This is a genomic window from Glycomyces tritici (assembly GCF_030403505.1).
The window spans coordinates 271138-292157 of the sequence record NZ_JAUEMJ010000002.1; the positions used below are offsets into that span (position 1 = coordinate 271138).

Annotated in this window: 14 protein-coding genes; 7 read left to right on the forward strand and 7 right to left on the reverse strand. The window is 70.7% G+C overall.

Annotated features, from left to right (window positions below; translation table 11 throughout):
• Window positions 1-62: 62 nt before the first annotated feature.
• The 3 genes from QWI33_RS06500 to QWI33_RS06510 form a co-directional block, all read right to left on the reverse strand.
• Window positions 63-1049 carry a LacI family DNA-binding transcriptional regulator gene (locus QWI33_RS06500; RefSeq protein ID WP_289956065.1) on the reverse strand — a complete coding sequence of 329 codons (987 nt, stop codon included), beginning with the start codon at window positions 1047-1049 and terminating at the stop codon, window positions 63-65.
• Window positions 1049-3895, reverse strand: coding sequence for a glycoside hydrolase family 3 protein (locus QWI33_RS06505; protein ID WP_289956068.1), 2847 nt, complete (start codon window positions 3893-3895; stop codon window positions 1049-1051). The genes QWI33_RS06500 and QWI33_RS06505 overlap by 1 nt, the downstream gene beginning before the upstream one ends.
• A gap of 282 nt (window positions 3896-4177) precedes the next feature.
• Entirely contained in the window at window positions 4178-5422 is a 1245-nt protein-coding gene (locus QWI33_RS06510) for an ROK family transcriptional regulator (RefSeq protein ID WP_289956070.1), read from the reverse strand.
• A gap of 272 nt (window positions 5423-5694) precedes the next feature.
• On the opposite strand from QWI33_RS06510, the gene QWI33_RS06515 reads away from it, so the two are divergent.
• The 5 genes from QWI33_RS06515 to QWI33_RS06535 all read left to right on the forward strand — a co-directional run bounded on the left by QWI33_RS06515 (window position 5695) and on the right by QWI33_RS06535 (window position 11353).
• The gene (locus tag QWI33_RS06515) at window positions 5695-7380 is read left to right on the forward strand and encodes a type 2 periplasmic-binding domain-containing protein (protein ID WP_289956071.1); all 1686 of its coding nucleotides are present in this window, start codon (window positions 5695-5697) and stop codon (window positions 7378-7380) included.
• An 85-nt stretch (window positions 7381-7465) separates the two neighbouring features.
• Entirely contained in the window at window positions 7466-8449 is a 984-nt protein-coding gene (locus QWI33_RS06520; RefSeq protein ID WP_289956074.1) for an ABC transporter permease, read from the forward strand.
• On the forward strand, window positions 8446-9378 hold the full coding sequence (locus tag QWI33_RS06525) for a carbohydrate ABC transporter permease (protein ID WP_289956076.1): 933 nt from the start codon (window positions 8446-8448) through the stop codon (window positions 9376-9378). The genes QWI33_RS06520 and QWI33_RS06525 overlap by 4 nt, the downstream gene beginning before the upstream one ends.
• 185 nt (window positions 9379-9563) lie before the next feature.
• On the forward strand, window positions 9564-10526 hold the full coding sequence (locus QWI33_RS06530) for an ATP-binding cassette domain-containing protein (RefSeq protein ID WP_289956078.1): 963 nt from the start codon (window positions 9564-9566) through the stop codon (window positions 10524-10526).
• The gene (locus QWI33_RS06535; protein WP_289956081.1) at window positions 10523-11353 is read left to right on the forward strand and encodes an ABC transporter permease; all 831 of its coding nucleotides are present in this window, start codon (window positions 10523-10525) and stop codon (window positions 11351-11353) included. The genes QWI33_RS06530 and QWI33_RS06535 overlap by 4 nt, the downstream gene beginning before the upstream one ends.
• A gap of 3 nt (window positions 11354-11356) precedes the next feature.
• Here QWI33_RS06535 and QWI33_RS06540 read toward each other — a convergent pair whose 3' ends face one another.
• The gene (locus QWI33_RS06540) at window positions 11357-14239 is read right to left on the reverse strand and encodes an ATP-binding protein (RefSeq protein WP_289956084.1); all 2883 of its coding nucleotides are present in this window, start codon (window positions 14237-14239) and stop codon (window positions 11357-11359) included.
• 319 nt (window positions 14240-14558) lie between these two features.
• Here QWI33_RS06540 and QWI33_RS06545 point away from each other — a divergent pair, with 319 nt between their 5' ends.
• Window positions 14559-15047, forward strand: a complete 489-nt coding sequence (locus QWI33_RS06545) for an Imm1 family immunity protein (protein WP_289956085.1) — start codon at window positions 14559-14561, stop codon at window positions 15045-15047.
• 89 nt (window positions 15048-15136) lie between these two features.
• Window positions 15137-15685, forward strand: a complete 549-nt coding sequence (locus tag QWI33_RS06550) for a GNAT family N-acetyltransferase (protein ID WP_289956086.1) — start codon at window positions 15137-15139, stop codon at window positions 15683-15685.
• Window positions 15686-15909: 224 nt separating this feature from the next.
• Here the strand turns inward: QWI33_RS06550 and xylA are convergent, their stop codons facing one another.
• The 3 genes from xylA to QWI33_RS06565 are packed head-to-tail and all read right to left on the reverse strand — an operon-like array spanning window position 15910 to window position 20789.
• On the reverse strand, window positions 15910-17082 hold the full coding sequence (gene xylA / locus QWI33_RS06555) for a xylose isomerase (protein WP_289956088.1): 1173 nt from the start codon (window positions 17080-17082) through the stop codon (window positions 15910-15912).
• A gap of 14 nt (window positions 17083-17096) precedes the next feature.
• Window positions 17097-18491, reverse strand: coding sequence for a xylulokinase (xylB, locus tag QWI33_RS06560; protein WP_289956090.1), 1395 nt, complete (start codon window positions 18489-18491; stop codon window positions 17097-17099).
• A complete protein-coding gene (locus QWI33_RS06565) occupies window positions 18492-20789 on the reverse strand; it encodes a TIM-barrel domain-containing protein (RefSeq protein ID WP_289956092.1) in 2298 nt (765 codons plus the stop codon).
• Window positions 20790-21020: the final 231 nt, after the last annotated feature.

A 21020-nucleotide genomic window follows, 5' to 3' on the forward strand; every position in this document is an offset into this window, starting at 1 on the left:
TGACAAGTGAATAGCGCGGCGGCCCCGGGGACATCTCCCCCGGGGCCGCCGTCCTGTCCGTGTCAGCGCAGGGTGAGCTGCGGTTCGATGAGGGTCGAGTCCGGGACGTCGAACCCGTCGAGCTTGCGCATGAGGTGGCGCACCGCGGTCTCGGCCAGGGTCTCGGCCGGGACGAGCACCGAGGGCAGCTGCGGGTGGGTGCGCTCGGCGACCTCGTCGGGGCCGATGACGACGACGTGGAAGTCCTCCCCCACCTGCTTGCCCGCGTCCGCGAGGGCGTGCATGACGTGGCCGACGGCCGGTTCGTTGTGCACGGCGAGGCCGGTGAGCTCGGGTTTGGAGGTGAGAAGCTCCTTCACGGTGCGCTGCACGGAGACCGCGTCGTCCGGGCAGGGCCAGACCTCGGCGCGCGAGGCGTTGCGGCTGAGGAAGCCCTCGCGGACGCGCTCGGCGAAGCCGGTGCGGCGGGCGTAGACGGCTTCGGAGGCGCCGAGGAGGGCGATGTCCCCGCAGCCGCGCTCGATGAGGTACTGCGCGCATACGCGCCCGGCCGCCTCGAAGTCGAGGTCGACGCAGGTGAGGCCTTCGGCGTCCGCCGGGAATCCGATGAGGACGCTGGGGAGTCCCAAGCGGCGCAGGGTCTCCACGCGCGGGTCGCGGACCTCCACGTCCATCAGGATCAGGCCGTCCACTATGGCCGACGCGGCGACCCGGGCGAGTCCGGCCGGGCCCTCGTCGGCGGTCATGAGCAGCACGTCCTGATCATGGCGGCGGGCCTCGGTGACCGCGCCCGAGGCGAACTGCATGAGCACCGGCAGGTGCATGCCGTCGCGCAGCGGGAGCATCATCGCGACGACCCCCGCCCGCCGGGAGGCGAGCGAGCGCGCCCCGGCGTGCGGGTGGTAGCCGAGGTCGGCCACGGCCGCCATGACGCGGTCGGCCGTCTCGGGCGAGATCGACCGCTTCCCGCTCAGCACGTAGGAGACGGTGCTGGCGGCGACGCCGGCCCGCGCCGCGACGTCGGCGATCGTGACGCCCCGGCCGGCCACTACGCCTCTCCGAACGAGAGCGACGCGAGGCGCACGGGCCCGGACTCGAAGGACACGTACAGGTCCTTGACGCCTTCGATGCGGCCGAGTTCGACCGTCACGTCGGTGTAGTCGTACACGCCGTTCGTCGCGGGCGTGTCGATCTTGGCGAGCACGTCGCCGTCGAGCGGGTCGTCCACGCGGAGCTGGAGCTGGGAGGCCTGGCCCGCGACGCGGGCGGTCACCGTCGCGTACCGCCCGGCTGCGCCGAAGTCGCAGTCGCCCAGCATGATCCAGCCGCCGGCCTGCTCGGCGGCGATCACGTCGCCGCTGGTGCGGTTCTCGTCGCGCCACAGCACGCCCTCGTAGAGGTCGTTCGCGGTGGCGGCCAGGGGCTGCGAGAGGTCGCGGGCGCCCACGGTCTCGCCGTCGACCCGCACCGAGGCGGAGAGGACGATGTCGGTGGCGGAGCGGCCGACCATGAGGCGCTGGCGGGACTTCTCCACGATCATCCGCCCGGTCACGTTGTCCCAGTGGGCGAGCTCGTCCACCGGGACGGTGAACGCCACGGTGCGGGTCTCGCCCGCGGCCAGGCGGACCTTCGCGAAGCGGCGGAGCTGGCGCAGCGGCTGCTTCACGCGGGAGCCGCACTGGTGCGTGTAGAGCTGCACCACCTCGACGCCGTCGCGGTCGCTGGAGTTGGTGACGTCGACGGTGACGGTGAGTTCGTCGCCGGGCCTGGCGTTCTCCTTGTCGGCCTTCAGGTTCGCGTACTTGAACTCCGCGTAGGAGAGGCCGTGGCCGAACGGGTAGAGCGGCTGGCCGAGGTAGTAGAGGTAGGTCGCGTCGGAGGCCACGATGTCGTAGTCGAGCATCGCGGGCAGCTCGGCCGCGTCGGTGTACCAGGTCTGCGGGAGGCGGCCCTCGGGGTCGCGGTCCCCGTAGAGGACGTCGGCGAGGGCGTTGCCCCACTCCTGGCCTCCGTGGCCGGACCACACCACGGCGCGCACGTGCTTCTCGGCCCAGTTGGCGGCGTAGGGGTAGGAGGAGGACATGACCAGAATCGTATTCGGGTTCGCCTCCTGGACGCGCCGCAGGAGCCACTCCTGGGCGTTGGCCAGGCGCAGGTCGGTGCGGTCCTCGGTCTCGCGGCCGTTGACGAGCGGGTGGTCGCCGAGGACGACGATCGCGATGTCGGCGTCGCGGGCGAGCTCGGCGGCCGTGTCGTGGCCCTTGACGACGAGCTCGATGTCGAGCTCGACGGCGTCGGTCCGGTCGCCGCTCAGCACGATCCGGCCGTCCTCGAGGGCGTACCACTTGCCGCCCTCGGCGCCTTCGGCCACGTGGATCTGCTGCAGGGCGACCTTGCCGCCCTCCAGCTCGACGATGCGGAAGGTCTCGTGCACGTCGAACTCGTGCGGGCCGACCGAGTCGGCGCCGACGGTGCCGTCGAGGCGGCCGTCCACGTACAGGCCGGTGGCGGCGTTGCGGGCGGTGTAGGACCAGCCGCCCCAGTCGAACAGGTCGTACTGGGCCGCCGCGCCCGTGGCGTCGGTGATCTCGAGGGCCTTGCCGTCCTCGACGGCGGTCACGTAGCCGGTCTTGTGGCGCAGGCGGACGCGGTCGACGGCCTCGCTGCAGACGACCTCGGCGCGCTCGCCGAGGGCCTGGCGGGCGGTGACGGCGTACGGCAGGGTCCCGGAGTACCAGTCCTGCATCTGCACGTCCGCGAACGGTCCGAGGACCGCGATCTTCTTGGGGGCCCGGCCGCCCGGGCCGCCGAGCGGCAGGAGCCCGTCGTTCTTGAGGAGCGTGATCGACTGGGCCGCGGCCTCGCGGGCCAGCGCCTGGTGCTCGGGCGAGTTGACCACGTCGTCGCCGATGTGCGCGTACGGGTCCTCGGGGTCGAACTCGCCGAGGCCGAAGCGCACGTGGAGGTTGCGGCGCACGGCCGTGTCGATGTCGCTCTCCTCGAGCAGGCCGCGCTCGAGGGCGGTCTCCACGTGGACCAGCACGTCGCGGGAGTTCTCGTCGTCCTGCGTGAAGGAGTCGAGGCCGGCCTTCACGGCCGCCGCGTAGGCGGTCGGGAGGTCCTCGAAGTAGCCCTGAAGGTTCGCGAGGTTGTTGGGCGCGTAGGCGTCCGAGACGATGTACACCTCTTCGTCGGTCCAGGTGCGGAGCTCGTCGTTGACCAGGGGCGTGACGTGCGCCGGGCGGCCGTTGACGAGGTTGTACGAGAGCATGACCGCGACCGCGTCGCCGCTCGCCAGTGCCGGGCGGTGGGCGGCGAACTCGTATTCGCGGAGGACGCGCGGCGGCATGTTCGACGACGTGGTGCAGCGGTCGGCCTCGTTGCCGTACGCGAGGAAGTGCTTGACGGACGGCGCGGTCTTCCACACGGAGCCGTTGTCGCCCTTGAGGCCCCGCGCGTAGGCGGCGCCCATGAGGCCGGCCATGCCGGCGTCCTCGGAGTAGCCCTCCTCGTTGCGGCCCCAGCGGGGGTCGCGCAGGGGGTTCACGGTGGGGGCCCAGACGTTGCGGCCGACCTTGACCGGGTCGTTGTGGTTGAAGGCCAGCACCTCGTCGGCGACGGCCGCGCCGATCTGCTCCACGAGCTCGGGGTTCCAGGTCGCGCCCAGGGCGACCACCTGCGGGAAGACGGTGGCCTCGCCGAGCCACGCGAGACCGTGCAGCGCTTCGGTGCCGGTCTTGAAGGGGCCCATGCCGAGGCGTTCGACCGGACGGTGGTACTGGTGCAGCAGGCCGATCTTCTCGTCGAGGGTGAGGCGGGAGAGGAGATCGGCGACGCGCTCGGCGCGAGGCAGGTTCGGGTCGCGGAAGGCGGGACGCGGGTCGATGTCGCTCATGGGTGGACTTCCTTGCTTACTCGGACGTCGCTGTCGTTGTGAGGCTGTGCTCCTGGAAACCCGTGTCGAAGCGCTTCGATGACCAGGGCATGACATCCGTGATCTGAAACTGGAAATTGTCTTGTCGAAGCGCTTCGATTGAGGATGCAAGATTTCTACACCTTGGCCGTGATCCAAGTCAAGCCAGGCGGCGGGCGACAACGTACGCGATTGACGGGTTTCAACCGTTTCGCAGGTGTTTAACCTGCGGAAACAAGCGGGGTAACAATCGTGAAACAGACGCTAGGCGCCCAGCGGCGTGGGCATCCTTCCGGCGTCGATGTCGTTGAGGATGCCCGTGGCCGCTCCCAGGGCGGGGGCCTCGTGGCCCAGGGCGGACACGACGATCTCGGCGCCTCCGGCCCCGGAGGCGTGGGTGCGGGCGGCCAGCTCGCGCTCGGCCGCAGGGGCGATCCAGGGGCTCAGCGCCTGGTAGTGGCCGCCGAGGACCACCGCTTCGGGGTTGAGGAGGTCCACGGCGAGCGCGATGCCCGCGCCGAGCGCGCGTCCGATGCGGTCCAGGGCCTCGAGCACGCCCGCCTCCTCGGCGCGGGCGCGGGTGACCACGTCCTCGACCTCGGCCTCGACTTCGGCTCCGGCGATGTCCTCCGATTCGGACAGCGTCTTGAGGACGGCGCTGATGCCCGCGAGGTCCTCGACGCGGCCGACGCGGCCGTCTACGTCGATGAGGAGGTTGCCGATCTCGCCGGCGAATCCCGTCGCGCCGCGGCGCAGTTCGCCGTCCACGATGAGGCCGGCGCCGAGGCCGATCTCACCGGTCAGGTAGATCATGTTGGACACCCCGGCCCAGGAGCCGAAGCGCTGCTCGGCCACGGCGCCGAGGTTGGCGTCGTTGTCGGCGGTCACGGCGTACTTGGGGTCGCGCATGGCCTGGCGCAGGCGCCCGGTGAGATCGAAGTCCTCCCAGCCGAGCATGGGGGCGCGCTGGACGACGCCGCCGTTGTCGATCAGGCCGGGGACGGCGACGGCGAGCCCGAGGATCTGGCGGCCCTCGGCGTCCATCTTGTCGACGGCGCGCTTGGCGAGGCCCGCGAGGGCGGAGACGGAGCGCCCGGGGGTGGAGCCGGCGCCGTCGTGGGCGCGGCGCCACGACAGCAGCCGATTGCCGGCGAGATCGACGGCGACGAGCGTCATGTAGTCCACATTGACTTCCACGCCGAGTGAGGCGTAGTAGCCGCTGTCGACGCTGAGCAGCACTGCGGGGCGGCCGATGTTGCCGATGACCGAACCCGATTCGCGCAGTACGCGCCGCTCGATGAGCTCGGCCACGAGTGAGGAGACCGTGGCCTTGTTGAGGCCGGTCTTCGCGGCGAGATCCGCACGGGAGCAACGCCCTTCGGCGCGCACCTGGCGCAGCACGAACCCGAGGTTGTTGGCCCGCACGTCGGTGAAGTCGGCGCGTTTGGCCCGGACCCGCGCTTCCTCGCCGACAGCCCCGGCCGACTTCGACGCTATGCGCATCGCCATGTGTTCCTCCTGTGCATGTCCCGGCTTATTCTGATAGATCGCGACAACCGGTTCTCGGGCGGTCCCTGACCGTTGCGCAGCGAAGCGTTTCACCACAAGGGCCGTTCCCGAATCGTGATCAATCCGCGCCCGTTTCGCCTGACCCCCGGCTTGTGCCGGGTGTCACCGTGCGCTACTTTAGTTTATCGAATAGCCGAACTAATTATCGGCCAGACCCCCCGCAAGACCCAGTAAGACCCTCACATGTGCAGTACGACCGAAAGGACAGCATCGTGGCTACTCCCTCAGACGGGTCGATCTTCCGGCGCCGCTCCCTCCTCAAGGCAGCCGGCCTCGGCGCGGCTGGTGCCGCGGGCCTTCCCTTCATCGCCGCGTGCAGCGACATCGAATCGGGCGCAGGCACCTCGCAGACGACCGACGGCTTCGACTTCCTGCCCGAATACAAGGAATGGCCGCTCCCGGTCGAACCCGACCTGATCGGCGAGCCGCCGAACCACCCCTCGGGCTTCACCACCTACCCCGAGCCCGTGCCGGCCATCGAGAACCTCCCCTCCAACAGCGGGACCTTCGAGATCACCATGCCGATGTGGGGCGAGGCCCCCTCGAACGACGACCCCTACTTCCAGGCGGTCGCCGAGGCCAGCGGCGGCACCCGGGTGAACCTGCGCCAGGCGGACGGCAACACCTACGCCGAGACCTCGGTGCAGTGGCTCAACGCCAACGAGTTCGGCGACGGCATCATGTTCTTCGCCTGGATGATCGCCTCGCACCCGAACTTCCAGGAGACGGTGGTCAACACCTTCTACGACCTGACCGACATCGTCAAGGGCGACATCTCCGAGCGCTGGCCGCTGCTGGCCGGCCTCCCGACCGCCTCCTGGGGCCAGTCGGTCTGGTCGACCGACCCGAACGACCCCGAGACGGCCCGCGTCTTCGCCATCCCCGGCTCCTTCTCCGGCGGTTCGAACAACGCGATGTTCGCCCGCACCGACCTGCTCGAGGAGAAGGGCCTGGCCCTGCCGACCTCCGTCGAGGAGCTCCTCGAGGTCGCCCGCGCAGTGAGCGACGACGCCGGCGGCCGCTGGGCCTTCGGCGGCACCGACTACCTCACCCCGGCCTGGTTCGGCCTCGCCGGCGGCGACGGCTGGGCCTACATCGACGGCAAACTCGTGCACAACTGCGAGCGCCCCGAGTACACCGAGTGGCTCGAGTTCCGCCGCACCATCTGGGACGAGAAGCTGGTCCACCCCGACCTTCCCTCGGGCACGCTCGACGGCCAGGCCCTGCACAAGGCCGGGACCATCGTCTTCCAGCTCGACGGCATCTCCTGGTGGCAGGGGTTCATCGACCAGTCCACCGCCGAGGGCACCGGCGGCACCATCGCCCCGCTCGGCGCGCTCGCCGCGAAGGGCCGCAAGCCCCTCGTGCACGTCAACACCAGCGTCGACTCCTGGACCTTCCTCAACAAGGACCTCTCCAAGGAGCAGGTCGAGGAGTTCCTCGACTTCTGCAACTTCGCCTCGGCGCCGTTCGGCACCACCGAGTACGAGATCCTCAACTACGGCATCGAGGGCACGCACTTCACGTACGGCCCGGACGGCGTCCCGGTCTTCAACGAGGTCGGCACCACCGTCGTCCAGGCCCCGGTGAACCACAAGACGATCTCCGGGCACGTGCAGCAGTTCCTCTCCGGCACGCCCGACATGGTCCAGGCCCGCTTCGAGTACAACGCCTCCTTGAAGGAGTTCGCCGAGGTCAACATCTTCGAGGGCATGCGCGTCGAGGGCCCGGCCGACTTCAAGTCCGCCGGCCAGGTGCTCATCGACCAGCAGAACGACATCGCGTTCGGCCGCGCCGACCTCTCGTCGATCCCCGACATGGTCGAGACCTGGAAGGCCAACGGCGGCGACGCCGGCCGCGAGCACTACACCGCCGCTTACGAAAAGCTGCACGGCTAAGGCGCCCGGCCGGGTCGCGACACTCGTCGCGGCCCGGCCTCCCCGTCCCCGCACAGGTACTCACTGACTGGATTTCACACAAGCGATGGCAGCTCTCCAGACCTCAGCGCCCCCGGCTCCGTCCGGGCAGGACCGCCGCACCATTGTCAAGCGCAAGCGGACCGTGGCCCAGCGGTTCCGGTCCGACTGGCCGCTCCTGCTCATGACGCTCCCGGCCATGGCCCAGCTCGCGGTGTTCTTCTACTGGCCCTCGGCCTGGAACATCATCGCGTTCATGGACTACAGCCCGCACCGCCCGTTCTGGGAGAACCCCCTGGTGGGCTTCGCCTGGTTCGAGCGGCTGTTCGACAACCCGTACTTCCTGCCGGCGCTGCTGAACACGCTGAAGTACTCGTTCGCGAACCTGCTGTTCCTGTTCCCGCTGTCGATCGTCCTGGCGCTGGTCATGCACTCGGTGGTCTCCACCAAGGTCCGCAGCGTCTTCCAGTCGGTCGTGTACCTGCCGTACTTCTTCTCCTGGGTCCTGGTCGTCACCGTGTTCGTCCAGACGCTCGGCTCCGACGGCCTGGTCTCCAACTGGCTCCTCGGCTTCGGCGGCGAGCGGCTGACGTTCACCTCGAACCCGGACACGTTCATGTTCCTGGCCTGGCTGCAGTGGGCGTGGAAGGACGCGGGCTGGGGCATGATCATCTTCCTCGCGGCCCTCGCCTCGATCAACCCGAGCCTGTACGAGGCCGCGGCCGTGGACGGCGCCAGCCGCTGGCGGCGCATGTGGCACATCACCCTGCCGGGCATCCGGCCCGTGATCGTGCTGCTGCTGATCCTCCACATCGGCGGCATCCTCTCGGTCGGCTTCGAGCAGTACCAGCTGCAGCGCGACGCGATCGGCTACCAGACCACGGAAGTGCTCGACACCTTCATCTACTACCGCAGCGTCATCGGCACCGAGGGCCCGTCCTTCGGCACCGCGGCCGGCCTGTTCAAGGGCGTGATCGGGCTGATCCTGGTCCTCATCGCCAACAACGTCGCGCACCGCCTCGGAGAGCAAGGGATCTACCAGAAGTCATGACCGCCATCGACACCAAGCTCAAGCCCCGCAAGAGTGCGCGCCCCGTCTGGGACGAGGAGCCCTCGTGGTTCGGGAAGTTCGTCAAGGCGCTCTTCCTGATCGCCTACGGCGCGGCCATCGTCCTGCCGATCTGGGCGGTCGTGGCCACCAGCTTCGCCAGTGAGGAGTCGCTCGCCAAGGCGGGCGGGAACCTGCTGCTGATCCCCACCGAGTTCAGCCTCGCGGCCTACCGGGAGATCTTCGACGGCGGCGCGCTCACGAAGTCGCTGATCCTCACGATCGGCCTGACCGCGGGCGGGACCGCGCTGAGCATGGTCCTGACCATCGGCGCGGCCTACGGCCTCTCGCGGACCGGCTCGCTGCTGCACCGCCCGCTGCTCATGCTCGTGCTCTTCACGTTCCTGTTCGCGCCGGGCCTGTACCCGAGCTTCCTGGTCGTGCAGAAGCTGGGCCTGTTCAACAACTACCTGTCGATCATCCTGCCGATGGCGCTGAGCGCCTTCAACCTCATCGTGCTCAGGGCGTTCTTCATGAACAGCGTCCCGACCGAGCTGCTCGACGCGGCGCGCATGGACGGCGCGGGCGAGTTCCGCACCCTGTTCAAGATCGTGCTGCCGATGTCGAAGGCGATCCTCGCGGTCATCGCGCTGTTCTACGCGGTCGGCTACTGGAACATCTACTTCTCGGCGGTGCTGTACATCCCGGGCCTGGAGACCCAGCCGATCCAGGTCGTGCTCCAGCGGATGCTCATGTCCACGCAGGGCCTGCCGGGCGCTGCGGCGAACGTGAGCCAGTACCAGTCCGCCGCGCCGGACGCGGCGCTGAAGATGGCCGTGGTCGTCTGCACGATCATCCCGATCGTCATCATGTACCCGTTCATCCAGAAGCACTTCACGAAGGCCGTCATCACCGGCGCCATCAAGGGCTAGCAGCCCGCTCGATCTCCCCCTGGTGCAAAGGGCCGCCTCCGCATTGCGGAGGCGGCCCTTTCACGTGTCCGAGGGCGTGCAGGCGCGGCGTGAAAGTGCAGTGGGACCGGAGTGAAAGCCGGGCCGCGCATGCTGGCGGCACAGCAAGCAGACCAGTGATGTGCAGCAGCCAGAGAGGCGCACCCATGCGATACGCCATCGAAGTCCGGGGACTGCAGAAGTCCTTCGGCGAGGTCCACGCCCTCAGCGGCGTCGACTTCGCCGCGGCGCCCGGCACCGTGCTCGGGGTCCTCGGCCCCAACGGCGCCGGCAAGACCACGGCCGTCCGGGCCCTGTCCACCCTCACCAAGCCCGACGCCGGGACCGCCCGCGTCCTCGGCCTCGACGTGGTCGGCCAGGCCGCCGAGGTGCGCGAGCGCATCGGCCTCACCGGGCAGTACGCCGGGCTCGACCCGAACCTGTCGGGCGAGCAGAACCTCGTGCTCGTCGCCCGGCTCCTCGGCGCCTCGCGCCGCCAGGCGAAGGCCCGCGCGAACGAGCTCATCGAGCGGTTCGACCTCGCCCACGCCGCCACCCGTGCCGTCGGCAAGTACTCCGGCGGCATGCGCCGCCGCCTGGACCTCGCCGCCTCGATCGTGCGCCGGCCCGAGGTCCTGTTCCTGGACGAGCCCACGACGGGCCTGGACCCGCAGAGCCGCAACGGGCTCTGGGAGGTCGTGCGGGACCTCGTCGCCGCCGGCACCACGGTGCTGCTCACCACCCAGTACCTGGAGGAGGCCGACCAGCTCGCCGACTCGATCGCCGTCATCGACAGCGGGCGGGTCATCGCGTCCGGCACGCCTTCGCAGCTCAAGCAGGCCGTGGGCGGCCAGATGCTGCGCCTGTCCCCCACCAGGCCCGACGCGGCCGAGCAGCTGGTCCAGCTCGCCGAATGGGCGGCCGGTGTGCAGGCCCGCATCGAGGACGGGGACGTGCTCGTCCCCGTCGCCCATGCCGGCGAGGCGCAGGCCGTCATGGCCCGCGTCGGCCAGGCCGGGGTCGACCTGGCCGGGTTCGGGCTCCACGAGCCGACCCTCGACGAGGTCTTCCTCCAACTCACCGGGCACCGCACCCCCGCCGACACGACCAAGAAGGAGGTGGCGGCATGAGCGCCGTCGCGACCGGAACGCCGAACACGAACGGACTGCGCGCGGAGACGACGTGGACGACCAAGCGCGGGACGCTCGCGCAGTCGGCCACGATGGCGGCCCGCTCGCTCGCCTCGATCAGGCACGCGCCCGCCCAGCTCGTCGACTTCTTCATGATCCCGCTGATGATCCTGCTGTCCGTCACGTTCTTCATGGGCGGCCAGATGATGGGCTCCTGGCAGGACTTCCTGCAGTACGCGGGGCCGACCATCATCGCGATGGGCCTCTTCTTCGCCGTCACCGCAACGGGTCTCGGCCTCTACGGCGACATCAAGGAAGGCGTGTTCGACCGCCTCACCGCCATGCCCGTGTCGCGGTTCGCGCTGCTCGCCGGGCGGGTCGCCGCGGACATGGTGAAGTACGCGTGGGCGATGCTCGTCGTCGGCGGCGTCGCCTTCGCGATCGGCTACCGCGCCGAAGCGGGCGTCCTCGGCACGGCGGCCGCCGCGGGTGCGATGCTGCTGTTCCTGTTCGCCGCGTCCTGGTCGATGGTCCTGGTCGGGCTCACCGCCAAGAGCGAGGAGCAGATCCAGACCTGGATGATCAGCCTCCTCATGCCGCTCGCGTACACCTCCACGATCTTCGTGGAGATCGACTCGCTCCCCGGCGCCGTGCAGTGGTGGGCCGAGATCAACCCGCTCACCGCCCTCGCCGACTCGATGCGGGTCTTCCTCGACGGCGGGGACCCGGGCGGCGAGGTGCTCGCGCTCCTCGGCTGGTGCGCCGCGCTCACCGCCGTGTTCGTGCCGCTGTCGCTGCGGGCCTACCGCCGCAAGCTCAGCGACTGACCGCTAGGAACTGAACGGCCAGGTGCTCTGCTCGAGCATCGAGGCGGCCCGGGCCTCCAGGTCCGGGTCGCCCTTCTCGCGCGCGATCGACGCGAGCTGGCGGTACAGCTGCATCGTGACCTCCGAGAAGCCCTGGAAGCGCGGCAGGTCCCGTTCGGCGTCGAGCAGCTCGCGCAGCGCCTCGTCGACCCTTCCCATGCGGCGCAGGCAGATCGCTGCGACGTTCCGGGTGGCCAGGGCGTTCTCGGCGTTGCCCGCGCGCTCGGCCCGCTTCCGCTGCACCCGCATCCGCTCGAGCATCGCCTCAGGGTCGTCGCCGTGCTCGGCGTCGATCCGCCACAGCTGGTCGGCGATCACCGAGTCGGCCAGGTCCGCGCCGAACTCCGCTTCGGCCGCGATCGCCCGCAGCAGCAGCTCGCGCGCGCCCGGGTAGTCCCCCGCGCTCATGCGGTCGGCCGCGAGGCCCTGCCAGGAGAGGATGAGCCCGAAGCGGTCGCCGAGCGAGGCGAAGATCCGGTTCGATTCGGCCAGTTCGGCCGCGGCGGCCTCGGCCCGCCCGGAACGGTACGAGAACTCGGAGACGAACAGCAGGCCGATCCCCCGCACCCACGCGTGCTCCTCGGTGGTGAGCCCGGCCATGATCTCGCGCATGCGGGGCGCGTCCCCGGCGATCATCGCCCGGATCATCGGGATCATCTGCAGCAGCGGCTCGACCGCGAAGAGGTCGTGCTCCTCGCTGATGCGCTGCGCCGCAGCGAACTCAGCGTCGATCTCGACCGGGTCGATCCGCCCGGACCACAGGCCCCAGCTGCCGGCCATCGCCACCTTCGCGCGGTGCAGCGGGTCCGCGTCGGCCGGGTCGCACGGCATCGCGCGGACCTGCCGGGCCAGCTCCATGCCCTCCTCGCGGTAGCCGCGCATCCACCAGTACCAGGAGAGCGGCGCGATCGCGCGGTAGGCGACGCGGGCGTTGCCGGCCGCGACCATGCGGCGGATGGCCGCGAACAGGTTCGCGTGCTCGGCCCCGAGCCGGTCGAGCCATGCGACCTGCTCGCCGCGCATCAGGTGCGGCTCGGCCTCCTCGGCGAGGGCCGCGTACCACTCGGCGTGGCGCTCGAAGCGCTCGGCGGTCTCCCCGGCCTCGGCCAGCCGCGCGGCGGCGTACTCGCGCACGGTCTCCAGGAGCCGGTAGCGTCCGCCGGGCAGGCGCTGCACCAGCGACTTCTCGACCAGGCCCGTGATGTCGTCGGCGTCCGCCGAGCAGACCTCGCACGCGGCGGCGAGGTCGGCGCTGCCGCTGAAGACGGACATGCGGGCGAGCACGAGCCGCTCCCGCGGGTCGAGGAGGTCCCAGCTCCAGTCGACCACGGCGCGCAGCGTCCGCTGGCGCGGCTCGGCCGTGCGCGGACCCCGCCCGAGGAGCCCGAACCGGTCGTCGAGCCGCGCGGAGAGGTCCTCGAGGCTCATGGACCGCAGACGGGCCGCCGCCAGTTCGATCGCGAGCGGCAGGCCGTCCAGCGCGGCGCAGACCTGCAGCACCGCATCGGCGTTCGACGCGTCGACCCTGAACTCCGGATCGCTCTGGCGGGCCCGCTCCTCGAACAGCGCGATGGCCGCGTGCGAACGCAGGTCCGCGACCGGGTCGGCGCCGGTCGCAGCGGCACTGTCGGGCAGCGGCAGCGGCCCGACGCCGAGCACGGCCTCCCCGGTGATGCCGAGCGCTTCGCGGCTGGTGGCGAGCACCCGCAGGCCCGGCACGCGCCCGAGGAGGTGGGCCAGCAGCTCGGCGGCGTCCTCGATCAGGTGCTCGCAGTTGTCCGCGGCGAGCACGAGCTCGCGGCCCCGCAGGGCCTCGGTCAGGCGGGTCCGCGGGTCCTCGCTGCGCCGGGCGAGGATCGATTCGCCCAGGCCGATCGCGTCGCCGAACACCTCGGGCAGGCGGCCCGGATCGGTGACGGGTGCGAGTTCCACCAGGCGCACCTCGCGGCCCCCGGCGGCGAGCCGGTGCGCGGTCTCGACGGCGAGCCGGGTCTTGCCGGTGCCGCCGGGTCCGGTGAGGGTCACGAGGCGGTTCGATTCGAGCAGGCCGGTCACGGCCGCGATCTCGGATTCGCGGCCGATGCACGCGGTGAGCGGTTCGGGAAGGCCGTGCTGCTTCTGTTGGGCCGCTTGCGGTTCCACGCCGCGGAGGACGTCCAGGTGCGCGTCGCGGAGCACCCTGGAGGGGTCGACGCCGAGTTCGTCGGCGAGCCGGTCCCGCACGGTGCCGTAGACGGCGAGCGCGTCGGCGCGGCGGCCGGCGGCGGCGAGCGCGAGCATGTACCGGGCGGCGTCGGGCTCGTTGAGCGCGTCGGCGCCGTGGCGGGCGGCGAGCTCGGCGAGTACCGCGTCGGCGCCGTCGAGGCGCATCCGGGCGTCGAGGCGCAGGGCGGCGACGGCATCGCGGCGCAGGGCGAGCCGGGTGCGGGCGGCTTCGGCGAAGGCGTACCGGTCGAGGTCGGCGAGGGCGGGGCCGCGCCAGAGCGCGAGGGCGGCTTCGGCGCTCGCGCGGGCAGCGGCGGGCCGGTCCTCTCTGGATGCGGCTTCAGTGCGTGCGGCGAGTCGCTCGAAGTCCTCGATGTCGGTGGCGGCGGCGAGTCGGTAGCCGCCGTGGCCGCTTTCGAGGCGGTCGCCGAGGAGGCCGCGCAGTCGCGACAGCTGCGTGTGGAGGGCGCCGCCGGCATTGGCGGGCGGGTCCTCGGGCCAGACGGCGCCGATGAGCGCGGCGGCCGGGACCGGGCCGCGTTCGAGCGCGAGGCGGGCGAGGAGGGCGCGCTGGCGGCCGGCGGGGACCGGGACCTCGGCCCCGTCCTCGTCGAGCACTCGCAACGGTCCCAGCAGCTCCACTCGCATGCGGTCTATCTTGCCGCCCTTGCGAGGGCCGGGGCGACCCGGTCGGCGACGCCGCCTCCTGGACTCCCTAATGGAATCTGCTACTTGCATGAACAGGTTGTCACGGCATATCAGGGCCTTATCAGTGCATTTCTGTCAAGTTCCCGACTGATCGAACATACGGCCCGATCGCGCACGTACTGTCGTTCCCAAAACCCCGAAACAGTACGACCCCATGTGAGGTGCGGTGTCCGCCATGGCGATCAGTATCGATCACAAACACGATGCGCTGCCCCGCACCGCCGAGTCATGCGACCCGGAAGGAGAGCCCCCCATGAGTCCTGGCCCCGCCGGCGCGCACATCGCCGGCTACTGCGTCGAGTTCCGGCTCGAGACCCGGGACAACGGGACCCAGGTCCTCCTCGCCCACGACCCGGACGGCGTGGCCGCCGCCGTCGCCACGATCGTGGCGGCCGACCTGCTCCAGGTCGCGACCGCGCTCGTGCGCGACCGGCCCGGCTACGAACCCGGCGGCAGGCCCGACCACGGCCTCAAGATCATCGCGGACAAAGCCGCGGAGATCGGGGCCCTGGCCTACTTCGGGCCGGGCGGCGAGGACTACGGCCCCGGCGCCTGGGTCACCTTCTCGAGCGAACCACAGGCCCCGCACCTGCGGCTCTACCGCGACATGGACACGGCGAGCACGTTCCCGCCCGATGCGCACATCGCGTTGAGCACGCTGGCGCGCGCGGTGGAGGACTTCCGGGCCACGGGCGGCCTGCGCCCGTCCGGATGCATGTGGCGGCCCAGCACGGTGTGGTGACGCCGGTGTGGCGAGGGCCCTTGTGGCATTGACCGCCTGGCGGGATCGCGGCCCGGTACCGAGCCCGCCTCTGGATAGTCTTTGCTGTCATGAGCACCAGTGACGCCGTGACCGTGCGGTTCGCGCACGTCGGGGACGCGCCTGCGGCCAGCGCGATCCTCGACCACTACATCGCCGAGTCGACCAGCAACTTCCGCACGGAGCCGTACGCGCCCGGGGAGTGGGCGGAGCAGTTCGCGGCCAATGCGGACCGCTTCCCCTACCTCGTCGCGGAGTCCGGCGGGGCCGTGGCCGGGCTGGCGTACGCGAGCCCGTGGCGGCCGAAGCAGGCGTACGCGTGGACCGCCGAGTCGACGGTGTACGTCTCGCCCGACCACCAGGGCCGGGGCGTCGGCTCGCTCCTGTACGGGGATTTGCTCAAACGCCTTGAGCAGCAGGGTTTCCGCAGTGTCATGGCCCAGATCTCGCAGCCGAACCCCGGCAGTGAGGCGCTGCACGCCCGCTTCGGCTTCGAGCTGCTGGGCAGCATCCGCGACGCCGGGTTCAAGCACGGCTCCTGGGTCGGCGTGGGCATCTGGCAGAAGATCCTGGCCGAGCCGGAGCGCCCGCCCGCGCCGACGGCGCCCACGGTTCGCTAGGGCTCGGTGCGCGGTCGGCGGCGCTGAGGTTCCAATGAACCTCTAATCGTTCTCGCGTGGAATACAGAGGCCCCGTCCCTAATCTTCGGTGCAGGGGAAAGAAACCTCCTGAGGGGTGACGAGCCGCAAGGCGAGTCGAATCCAATTGATGGGTGTGGGGTAGTGATCGGGCCCGGAGCGGAAGCTCCGGGCCCGATCGCATTGCCGTGCGCTGACGGTGCTGCTTAGCGAACGCCGTAGAGGTGCTCGAGGGCGAGCTGGTCGAGGTGCTCGAAGGCCATGCCCTTGGCGGCGAGGCCTTCGACGTCGACCTTGACGTCCTTGAGGTCGGCCCAGGTCTCGCCTTCGGCGAGGGTGGGGGTCGCGAGCTCGGCGACGCGGGCGGCCGCGAGGGCCTCCTGGACCTCGGGGTCGGCGCGGAAGGCGCGGACCTTGGCCTGCAGGATCTTGTAGTTGCGCATGCAGGCGGCGGCCGAGACCCACACGCCGTTGTCGTCTTCGACGCGCGGGGGCTTGTAGTCGAAGTGGATGGGTCCGGTGTACTGGCCCTTGGCGATGCCCTCTTCGACGGCGTCGACGACCCAGAAGGCCCCGCCGACGTTGCCGGCGCCGAAGCGCAGGTCCTGGTCGAAGCGCGGGCCGGTCTGGCCGTTGAGGTCGATGTGGTAGAGCTTGCCGTGCCACATGGCCTGGCGGATGCCGGCGGCGAAGTCGAGGCCGGCCATCTCCTCGTGCCCGATCTCGGGGTTGATGCCGACCAGTTCGGGGCGCTCGAGTTCGTTGATGAACGCGAGGGCGTGGCCGAGGGTCGGGAGGAGGATGTTGCCGCGGGGCTCGTTCGGCTTGGGCTCGATGGCGAAGCGGATGTCGTAGCCCTGCTCGGTGACGTAGTCGCCGAGGGTGTCGAAGGCTTCCTTCATGCGGGCCATGGCGGACTGGACGTCCTTGGAGCCGCCGAACTCGGCGCCTTCGCGGCCGCCCCAGGCGACGTAGATCTCGGCGCCGAGTTCGGCGGCGAGGTCGATGTTGCGCATGACCTTCGCGATGGCGTAGCGGCGCACGTCGCGGTCGTTGTGGGTGAAGCCGCCGTCTTTGAAGATCGGGTGGCTGAAGAGGTTGGTGGTCGCGGTGGTGACCTTGAGGCCGGTCTCGTCGAGGGCCTTGCGGAACGCGCCGACCTTGGCGTCGCGCTCGGCTTCGGAGTCGTCGAAGCCGAACAGGTCGTTGTCGTGGAAGTTGACGCCGTAGGCGCCGAGCTCGGCGAGCTTGCGCACGGCGCGGTCGGCGGCCATGGCCTCGCGGGTGGCCGAGCCGAAGACGTCCTGAGCCGCCCAGCCGACCGTCCAGATGCCGAAGGAGAACTTGTCCTCAGGCACCGGTGCGTAATTGTCGGTCATGATCAGTCCTTTTCTCATTGGTGTGCGGCCCAGGACGAGGTCTCGTCCCTCAGGCTCGCGTACTGCTCGGACACGTTTGCGGCGGCCGTGCCGGTGAGCCGCGCGGTGTCGCCTGTCTGCCACTGCGGCGGGGTCGGCGTGCCGTGGAGGGCCCAGGCCGCCTGCTTGGCGGCCCCGAGGGCCACGTATTCGGCCGAGGGCGGGACCTCGACGTCGACGCCGAAGACACTCGGGGCGATGCGGCGCACGGCCTCGGAGGCGGAGGAGCCGCCGATGAGGAGGACGCGCTTGGCCGTGAGCCCCTGGGCGGCCATGGCGGCGAGGCCGTCGGCCTGGGCCGAGAGCATGCCTTCGACGGCGGCGCGGGCGAGGTCCTCGCGGGTCGACGCCGTGGTGAGCCCGCTGAGGACTCCGGTCGCGTTGGGGCGCTTGGGGGTCCGTTCGCCGTCGAGGTAGGGCAGGAGGGTGAGTCCTCCGGCGCCGGGGGCGGCGGCGAGCGCGAGCCGGTCGAACTCGGCGTGGTCGACGCCGAGGAGGGACCGGAAGGTGTCGAGGACGCGGGCGGCGTTGAGGGTGCAGACGAGCGGCAGGAAGCGGCCGGTGGCGTCGGCGAACCCGGCCACGAGCCCGGAGGCGTCGGCGGCGGGGACGTCGGAGACGCCGAAGACGGTGCCCGAGGTGCCGAGCGAGACGACCACGTCGCCGGGGCCGAGGCCCAGGCCGAGGGCGGCGCCGGCGTTGTCGCCGGTGCCCGGGGCGACCTTGGCGCCGGAGGCGGTGCGGCCGACGATCTCGTTCGGTGCGGCGACGCGCGGTAGGGCGAGGTCGCGGCCGAAGGCCTGGACGAGCCGGTCCCGCAGGTAGCCGCCCGTGCCGGGCGACCAGTAGCCGGTGCCGGAGGCGTCCGAGCGGTCGGTGGTCGCGTCGGCGGCGGTGGCCCCGCGGAGCTTCATGGTGAGCCAGTCGTGCGGCAGCATCACCGAAACTGTTTTCGCCGCGTTTTCAGGCTCGTTCTCGGCGAGCCAGGCGAGCTTCGTGGCGGTGAAGGAGGCCGCGAGGACCAGGCCGGTGTCGGCGGCCCAGGCCTCGGGGCCGCCGTGCTCGGCGGTGAGCCGCTCGGCCTGCGGGGCCGAGCGGGTGTCGTTCCACAGCAGTGCGGGGCGTACGACCTGGTCGTTCGCGTCGAGGGCGACCATGCCGTGCTGCTGCCCGGCGACGGCTACGGCCTCGGCGCGGTCCAGCAGGCCTTTGCCGGCCTCCTGGAGCGCCTCCCACCAGGCTTCGGGCGGGCACTCGGTCCCGTCCGGGTGGGAGGCGCGACCGGAGTCGACGATCTCGCCGGTCTCGGCTTCGACCAACAACACTTTCGTCGACTGCGTCGATGAGTCGACTCCGGCCACCAGGGTCATCTAGGTACGCTCCAGCTCCACGTTCGCGGGCTTGCCCGCAACATCCATGACGCTCACATTAGCGATATCCGCCGGCCCTGTCGACACCAGGGTCACAACAGTTTCTGAAACTGTTTCAACGGTCACGACGGTGTCGCCGTCGACGTCGCTGATCACGATGCCGCGGTCGGGGGTGCCCCACACCTCGAGCGTGATCGCCTCGAACGCGCCGTCGGCGATGGTCACGTCCGCGGCGATGCGCGGGATGATCGCGCCGTAGCGCACGAACACCGGGAAGGTCTCCAGGCCGTGCTTCGTGTCGATGTAGCGCCCGCCCTCGTGGACCTCCTTGGTCCAGAAGTCGATCCACCGGCCCTCGGGCAGGTACACCTTGCGCTCGCCCGACGGGTCGTTCACCGGGGCGACGAGGAGGTCCTTGCCGAAGCGGTACTCCTGGTCGGCGTTCCACGCGACCGGGTCGGAGGGGTTGTCCACATTGAGCGCGCGCAGCACCGGCTCGCCGGTGCGCGAGGCGTGCACGGCCGCCGAGTAGAGGTACGGCATCAGCGAGTACCGCAGCCGCAGCGACTCGACCGCGAGGCGCTCGGCCTCCTCCGAGAACTCCCACAGCTCGCGGGTCGTGGTCCCGTGGTAGCGCAGCAGCGGCGAGAGCGCGCCGAACTGGGCCCACCGGATGTACAGGTCGTCCGTCGGCGTGCCGTTGAAGCCGCCGGTGTCGTGCGACCAGAACGGGACGCCCGACAGGCCGTGCGAGAGGCCGCCGCGGATGGTGCCGCCCAGGCCCGCCCAGGTGGTCTGGACGTCGCCCGACCACTGCGCGGAGTGGCGCTGCCCGCCGAGGAACGACGAGCGGGCCCACACGAGCTCGTGCCCGTTGACCTCGCGGGTCACCTCGACCACCGCGTCGTTGTAGAGCAGGGTGTACACGTTGTGCAGCTCGGTGCCGCTCATGCCGTTGTGCGCCACCGCGTCAGCGGGCACGCCCTCGGCGAAGTCGGTCTTGTACAGGGCCGCGCCCGCCTGCAGCGGGCCGCGCAGCAGGTCCTTCCACCACGCGACCGCGTCGGGGTTGGTGAAGTCGACGATGCCGCTGGCCTGGTGCGAGCCGTGCCAGACGTCCGCCACGTAGGTCTCGCCCTTGGCGTTCTTCAGGAAGTAGCCGCGCTCGTCGCCCTCGGTGAAGACCGGCGACAGGGCCGAGATGTAGGAGTTCATCCACAGGCAGACCTTGAAGCCCTGCTCGGCCAGCTCGGCCAGCATCCGCTCCGGGTTCGGGAAGTTCTCCCGGTCCCACTGCATGTCGGACCAGTGCGGCTCGTGCTGCCAGAACGTGTCCAGGTGCAGCACGTCGCACGGGATGCCGCGCTCGCGGATCTTCTTGGCCCGCTCCATGACCCGCTCCTCGGAGTCCACGAAGAAGCCCGAGGAGATCCAGGTGCCGAAGGCCCACTTCGGAGGCAGCGACGGGCGGGAGGTGAGGCCGTCGAACCGGTCGAGGACCTCGACCGGGGTGCCGCCGAGCACGAAGTACTCGAGGGCGTCGTCGGGCACGATGAACTCGACGGCCGCGTGCGTCTGCTGCGCCATGTCGAACTCGACGGGCGCGCCGGAGTTGACGACGATCCCGTAGCCGCGGTCGGAGACGTAGATCGGGGCGTTCTTGTACATGCGGATCGACTCGGAGCCGAACGCGTCGAAGTTCCACATCAGCGGGCGCTGGCCGCGGGCGTTCAGCGGCGCGAAGCGCTCGCCGAACCCGGCGAAGGCCTCGTCCGGTGCGGCGGTGAACGACTCGTGGAACGCGACCGGCCGGCCGTCCACGAGGGACCGCCCGAACGGCAGGGTGCGCAGGCGCCCGGAGATGTCCTCCTCGCCCGCGTTCTGGGCGACGAGGGTCTTCCCCGCGGCGTCGGTGTACTTCAGGGACCAGGTGCCGAGGGTGGCGACGGCGCGCACGGAGCCGGCGTCCACGACGACCGTGTCGTCCTCGACCGAGACCTTCGCGTCGGCGTAGTCGCCGGCGTGGACCAGCTCGATGATCTTCTCGACGGCGGGGCGGGCGGCGGGGTCGGCGGACAGGCGGGCGCGCACGACGCCTTCGGCGACGGCACTGATGCCGATGTACAGCTCCTCCCCCGCACTCGTCTTGGCCTTCAGGAGCACGGAGGCGGGGCCGGTCTCGGCCACCTCGGCGCTGGTGACGGCCGACAGACCCTGCTCGCCGTCGGCTCGCTGGGGAAGCTCCGGGGGGTCGGCGACGAAGAATTCGCGGGCGACCAGCGGCGGGCGATAAGGCATTCGATGCTCCTGCCTGTTGAGGGAATGTACGACAGTGCGGGCCGGGTGGGGCGGCACGACGCTCATTAGTTTATCGACTATCCGAACAAATTGCGACCGGGGGCGACGAGATTCCGCGGGCCGCTTCGGCAGGCCCCCGAGCGCCCCGCATTCCACACCGGCGCCGCCCGGTGCGCCGAGTCGCCCACGCCGCGGGCGCGGGAAAGCTACCCTGGGCGGTGCGACCGCCCG